The sequence below is a fragment of the Treponema sp. genome, assembly GCF_017430385.1.
Classification (GTDB): Bacteria; Spirochaetota; Spirochaetia; order Treponematales; family Treponemataceae; genus Treponema_D.
In genome coordinates this window covers 1-6,657 of record NZ_JAFRNB010000140.1, presented here as the reverse complement: position 1 = coordinate 6,657, position 6,657 = coordinate 1, and the positions used below count along the sequence as shown (strand labels likewise).

7 protein-coding genes are annotated in these 6,657 nt (G+C 40.3%); all 7 read left to right on the top strand.

All coding sequences use genetic code 11. The features are described from left to right. Positions 1 to 1,116 (top strand): PcfJ domain-containing protein (locus tag IJJ71_RS10825; protein WP_296846980.1); only part of this gene is annotated, 1,116 nt, incomplete at its 5' end. Between the two features lie 54 nt (positions 1,117 to 1,170). After that, entirely contained in the window at positions 1,171 to 2,292 is a 1,122-nt protein-coding gene (locus IJJ71_RS10820; protein ID WP_296846978.1) for a FliM/FliN family flagellar motor switch protein, read from the top strand. Between the two features lie 12 nt (positions 2,293 to 2,304). Next, complete coding sequence (locus IJJ71_RS10815) at positions 2,305 to 3,582, top strand: hypothetical protein (RefSeq protein ID WP_296846976.1); 1,278 nt, start codon at positions 2,305 to 2,307, stop codon at positions 3,580 to 3,582. Beyond that, the gene (locus IJJ71_RS10810; RefSeq protein ID WP_296846974.1) at positions 3,579 to 4,538 is read left to right on the top strand and encodes a hypothetical protein; all 960 of its coding nucleotides are present in this window, start codon (positions 3,579 to 3,581) and stop codon (positions 4,536 to 4,538) included. The genes IJJ71_RS10815 and IJJ71_RS10810 overlap by 4 nt, the downstream gene beginning before the upstream one ends. 127 nt (positions 4,539 to 4,665) lie before the next feature. Continuing rightward, positions 4,666 to 4,890 carry a hypothetical protein gene (locus IJJ71_RS10805; RefSeq protein ID WP_296846972.1) on the top strand — a complete coding sequence of 75 codons (225 nt, stop codon included), beginning with the start codon at positions 4,666 to 4,668 and terminating at the stop codon, positions 4,888 to 4,890. Between the two features lie 36 nt (positions 4,891 to 4,926). Further along, positions 4,927 to 6,135, top strand: coding sequence for a FliM/FliN family flagellar motor switch protein (locus IJJ71_RS10800; protein WP_296846970.1), 1,209 nt, complete (start codon positions 4,927 to 4,929; stop codon positions 6,133 to 6,135). Positions 6,136 to 6,241: 106 nt separating this feature from the next. Further along, positions 6,242 to 6,472, top strand: coding sequence for a hypothetical protein (locus tag IJJ71_RS10795; RefSeq protein WP_296846968.1), 231 nt, complete (start codon positions 6,242 to 6,244; stop codon positions 6,470 to 6,472). The last annotated feature ends 185 nt before the right edge of the window (positions 6,473 to 6,657 follow it).

Genomic DNA, 6,657 nt, shown 5'->3' with positions numbered 1-6,657 from the left:
GAAATGGGCGCACAATACAAAGAAATTTTCGGCATTTGCCCGACGGTAGCTTCTTCTCTTGGCGGGTTCAGCGTGATTCTCGGTTATATGCTCAGCCCGTTCAATGTGAATTTTTACAAGATTGCACAGCACTGGGGATTGAATCCTTATGACCCGGATTTTGCATCTCTTTCTTCGGGCGACACTCCGAGTGCAGAAAATGAAATGTTCTCCAGTCTCGGAATCAAGCCCACGAAAGCAATCCGAAAACTTTATCAGAAATTTCCTCAGAGCGTGATTTGCTATTCTGCCGCCAAAGATTTGGGATTTACGGACACAAATCTTCTTCAAAAAACGGCATCAATCGAGTTTTACGCTTTTCTGAAATTTTACATGATTTCTTTTGCAGGCGGGGATATTTCTTACACAATCCGAGTTCTGCTAAAAACTTTTGTCCGTGACATGCTCGCGATTTCCGACCAAAAAACTGTCTGGAATTCCATCGAAAGAACCGTGAAATTTTTTGTTGAGAAGACAGTTTCCAACATCACGATAACCGACGCCTTGAATATGTACATAGTGTGCAGTCCGTATCTTACGGATCAGGAAAAAAAAGAAGTGATGCACGAAGGTTTCAATTCTTACACGCATGATTTTCTTCTTCGCAGACAGCATGAGCTTGCACAGGACGGCTCTTGCTGCGATGTGGACGGTGATTTTAACCTCGTGTTCCCGATTGAGCAGAAATTTCTGGATTTGGAATACAAGGCCGGGCGACAATTCCGGGAAAATCCGGCTACGCATGAGCTTGAAAAAGTTCCTGATGAAGAGAGATGGTGCTTTTATGTTGCCCGCGACAGCTTTACCCTGAAAAAAATCGGCAGCAAAATGCACAATTGCGTAGGCTGGGGCTACAAAAATGCCGTGTTCGAGCGGCGTTCCACAATCGTGTATGCCAAATTCATGAACAAATGCAAGATTTGTATTGAAGTCTCGCCACAATTCACTATAAGGCAGGCACTAGGACCTGCGAACAGCCAGCTAAAAGGAGAAGCCCTGGAGGCGTTTTCTGAATGGTGCGATAAAAAGAATATCGTCCGCAAGAATGTTTTTGGAAGGATTCACATTGCGCCATAAAAATTTAACGATTCTCCTCCAGTTCACTATGTTATTGGTGAAAGAGGTGCAAAAATGAACGAGAAAAACGATGTGCTTTCACAGAATGAAATCGATGAACTTTTGGGAAAGATGGGAGATGCAGGGGAAACGGAGAAAATGCTGGGAAACAGAGTACTTTCACAGCCACAAATTGACAAGATTTTTAATGTGAAGCCATGTGATCTTGGACGAGCCGATGTGTTCACGAATCCTCAGAAACAGGCAGTTTCACTCATGTTTGAAAAACTTGCCCGCAGGATGACAACATGGTTTTCAGCCAATCTAAGGCAGCTGTGTCATTTTCATGTTTCAAGCGTTGATGAACTTACTTATGAAGAATTTATCCGCTCAATTCCGACTCCGACTTTGATTTCTTCCGCAAACTTTGGCAGTGAGAAAATCGCCATTCAGATTGATCCGTGCATTTCGATTGAGATGCTTTACAATAACATAATCCAGCTTCTCTACGAAAAATGCGATCCCGAAACAAATGACGAAAATTCAGCCGAAATTTTCTCTGATTTTTTGCATGATTTGAGGGTGCGTGCCCACTATGGTTATAGCGAAAATGAAATTGCCACATTGGAGCAAACTGTAATTAGGCCGATTCTTGGAATGCTGGTAAAAGCCTTCATGAATTATGAAGAAGAACTCAATCTCTGTCCGGAACTTGTTGCAAAATATCCGCACGGACTAAAGCCGAAAGCTGTAAAACTTCCCATGCCGACCATCATCAACACGCAGAACAATCCTCAGTTTATGCAGATTGTTTCGCCGAACGAAATTATAATTCTTATCTGCATTGAAACAAAAATTGGCGATGAGGAAGGATTTATTAACATCTGTCTGCCACGTACCTTTGTGGAAAATGTTTTGATTGCAAGCGGTTTGCTTTTTGGAAACAGCCCGCAAAATGATTCTGCATTTCAGAAAGACTCAAAAGGAAGCGGCTATGTTTGTCTCGGCAATTTTAATCTGAAAGACAACGACCAGCTTGAAAAAGGAAGTGTTATCGTACTCGACAGACTTTGCGGTGAATATGTAACTCTGCATGACAGTGTAAGCGGAAAGATTATCGCAAATGCAGAAGTCGTAAAAGTTGATGATAAGTTTGGTGTAAGAGTGATGGAAGTTTGTAAAAGAGAAAATAAATGACAGGATAAATATATGAAAAAAAACACAATAGACATTCCCCAGGAAGAAATGGACAGATTTCACAAAGCAATGAACGCAGAACGTACAGAACAGGATGCCCGCCTTGAAAAACTGATAGAATCAGAAAAGGCGAATATTCCTTCAAACGAAGAAATCATAAAAATGATTCCGTCAAAAGCTGTGCGCGAATATTTACAGAAAATCGGTCATCAGTTCAGCGAACGGGAACGTTATCTTTTGTGGCTTTACCTCGACCCCAAAAAAGAAGATGAAAGCGAAGAACTTTGGGAAAAAGGCCGCTATGTTTCAGTTCCGCATCCGTTCAGGCGGGGCGATATAGTAGTTTGCTATGACTCTTATCCTGCGTTTACAAATTCAGGGGAACACAAAGGCAAATATGAAATCGGCATAATGAGAAGCTTTTCAGACGATGAAGATTGGACAGATTGGGATAACGATGTAAAAACGCGGCTTAAAAGCGTCACAGATTTTTCTGATGTCTCTACCACCGTTGAGTTTTTGTACCCAGACGGTAGTTTCAGCCACGAACATCCAAATCCTATGGAACTGGAATTTGCCCGCGATGTTGAAGGAGCCTTACCAGAAGACACTCCAAAAACCGACTATCTTGAAGTTGCCTCTGATTTGATAAAAGGAGAGGGCTCAATTGAGCTTTTACAAATGTACCGCGACGATTATCTTGAAAGTGCACAGCATCTGAACGAGCTTCTGGAATCTATCAGACACGAACTTCACGAATATGTGTGGGAAAATTTTAATTCCTACCGCAAGCTTTACATTCCTGATGATTCTTTGCCGATTCAAAAACTTACGAAAGAGCAAAAAGATGAGGCTTATAGTTATGTCTGGCGAATGAAGCATAATGTCAAAACAATCGAAGACAATATGAAAGACCTTGCAATTCCGACTGCAACATTAAAAACAGCGTTCAAAAAAGGATTGCCTCATAAACGAGATGAAGAAATTGAAAGCGAGAAAACATATCTGAAAGAAACGGGTTCTATTATTTCTGATATTTACGAAGACTACAAACTCGCCCAAACACAAGTCAAACTCTTTATGGAAATGCAGAATGCACCGAGAAAACAGTTTTATCAGGTGCGGCTGTTAAAGGCAATCGGAAAGGCGGAAAAGATGCTGAACGGGTTGATTGAAATTACCGGGGTAAAAGGTCAGACTCTTTCAGATGAAGATGTACTTTCTACAGGAAATCACATTATCGACAAGCATATTAAAGCGTTTAAGAATCTTTCGGGTGGTAAAAAATGACAAATCTCAAAAAATTGATTCCATCAAAATCACTTCGGGAATATCTTGGGCAAATCGGGCATGAGTTTTCGCTTTGTGAAGAAGCCGCTTTGATTTATCAAAATCCTCTTTTGCGACAGGATGAAAGACTGGATGCCTTAAACGAAATTGCAAAAACTCTGTACCTGCCAGAAAATGACGGCAAGCAATTTTCAACTTACCGCAACTGCATTGACGGCAATCCTGACTCTGACGAAAAAATCACGGCGACAGAACTCGCAACTCAAATTGAAGCCCACATAAAATCTGATATGGAAATTGAAATAGACTTGTTTCGGAACACGCTCGAAGGCATTTACGAGGTTGATTGTTCTGTAAAAAACGAGAGCTTACGTGGTCTGCCTTACGACACTTTTTCCTGCCCAGCCTTTTCATCCATCGAAAAAGCTATCGATTATGTAATGACTGGTGAGAACGACAAGCTTCTTGATTTTATAGTTACGCTCCGCAAAATTGACGAAGGTGATAAATACGTTTCCGGCACCTTTAACGGCAAAGGTGAGCTTTTACAAGTTGATTCAACTTTTATCGGGACACAAGCTTTTGATTCGGACAATTGCCTTGATAATTTTTACTGCGAAATTCCCTACCTCTTTAATGACGGCGACATTGTGCAGGATTTATCAAGCGGCAGAATCGGCGTAGTAAATCATCTGGGTGGCGAAAAAGACGGAAAGTTAAAAAACATCTGCAAGCGTTACCGTGATTCCAGCGACATAATCGTTCCAGTAGACTGCCTTGACGACGACGGAAACTTTGTCTATGAACCGTTTTACACACCTTGCGTAGATTATGCCCCTCGTTTGGACTACTCAAAAGGTGACGGCGAGTTTTTGTACGAGGCTTCTCTTTTGGTACAAGGTAAAGGCTCTCTGGAATACTTTTGTAATCTGGTAAAAAAACAAAATTTGCGATAGTAACGCACGAAAATGCAAGTTATAGGGAAAAGTGTAGTTTTTGATAAAAATCTTTTATAAATTACTTAACGCTTTACCCTTTGTCTACTATGTTATAGATAAAAGAGATATACGAAGGAGAAACTTTATGTGGGAGGAAAAGCTTATTGAACTAACCAAAGACGAAGCCTACGAAGGCACAATGATGAAATCTTCCGCCGGAAAATTCGGGATGATTAAAAGCCGTGGTTCAGATGGCATTGAAATCGTGGCTGTTGAACTGAAAGATTTTATGCCAGTCCCAACCAACAAAGTGATTGCTCAGTACAAAAATATTGATGAAATGATTTCGGACGGCTGGGTGATTGATTAGCGGAAAGACTAGCGAAAAACTATCGGAGGATTGGACATGAGCAATAAAATTCTTTCTCAGGACGAGATTGACGAGCTTTTGCAGGCGATTGAAAGTTGCGAAAAAGATACAAAGCCTGAAGAACGAACCCGCAAGGTGAAAATCTTCGATTTTGAGCGTCCCGATATAATCGGTAAAAGTACAATTCGAATCTTGTCTAATATTCTGGAAGAATATTGCGTTTCTATCACAAAATACTTTGTGAATGATTTGGAAATTCCTGTAAAAGCTCATGTTGCTTCTGTAGATCAGCTGACCCGCGAGGAATTCATCCGTTGCATTCCAACACCAACATTCTCGTTTTCGACTGTTTGGCTTGATGGAGTGCTTTTGTTCAATGTGAATCCTGCAACTTTTCTCGAAGGCTTTTTGGGTAGAAAAGCAAAGAAAATGAAAAAGGGGCAGAAAGCAAGATTCTTGTGGAGAAATCCGAGCGCATTCGAGAAAAAGATTTTCAGTGATTTTGTGGCGAATCCCTGCTTGAAACGGCTTGAACAGGCATTCTCAAACCGAAGCAATAGGCCTCTTCCTTCTATGTCGGAAATCAAGTTTGAGGATAAACCGGTCTTTCTACCTTACGGTGAAAATTATTGTGAGATGGGGGCGATGGCGACCATTGAGCTGAGTTTTGAAGGCACTGGAAAAAACAAAAAAGATGATTTTTACCCAATAGACATTTTCTTCAATGCTCAGATTCTCGAAAATCTAAGTGAGCGGAACATAATTTATCATGGCGAGAAAAACAAGGTGGTGGAACTTGAAAAACCGAGAGAAAATCTTTTGGTTGAACTTGGCAGGTGTCGTCTTAGCGATGAGCTGAATCTCGAAAAAAATATGATTCTGGAACTGAACAGTCTGGCAGGAAATCCGTTGAAAATCTTTATTGACGGAACGGAGTGCTGGACTTGCGAGGCTCTTTGTCTTGACGATTCAAAAGCTGTTCGAATTAATGAAATGAGTGACGGTCAGTTTGAGTTTTCAGATGATGAGAAAAACACCGATGATTTTTACAACACTCGCGTGATTCTAGGCTGGACGAATGTAAGCAAAAAAGAAGCCGATGGTTTTGGCGAAGGTTCGGTAATTGAGCTTGAGCAAAAATGGTACGAGCAAGTCTTTGTCTACAAGAACAACAGACTGATTGCAAAAGGAGATGTTATGATTCTAGATGAAAATTTCGCTGTGAAGATAAAAGATTTGTGCTAGAGACATGAAAGATTTGCCTGCATAAAACTTAACGATTTTTCCTTTGCTTACTATGTTATTAGCAAGCAAAGGAAATTTCAGAAATCTATTTAATTGAGGTGAAATTATGATAATAAGACTTTTAGTAAGAACAATCAAATTATTCGTTTTTTGCTGCATTTTGCTTTATACATTATTTTTTCTGAATAAACTTTTTGACTTAGAGCAAAATGCTCCGGTGATTAATAATTTTCTGGCAGCGATTTCCGATATACCAATTCCTGGAGCAGGAAAACTTGGTGGCATTGTTATACTCGTTGTCGGCGCGCTTACATTATCAGGTGCTTTCGATGACTAAGGGGGTGATTTGCAGAAAATTGCGAACAAATCTTGACGCTATCCAGATTCTCATAATGACAGACTTTTTTTCTAAAAATCATTAAAAAATTTAACGATTCGCAATTTCCCCACTATGTTATTAGTGAATGAAGTTTTTAACACTAATTGCATTTGGAGGCAAATATGGAAATCTTAACTAACGAG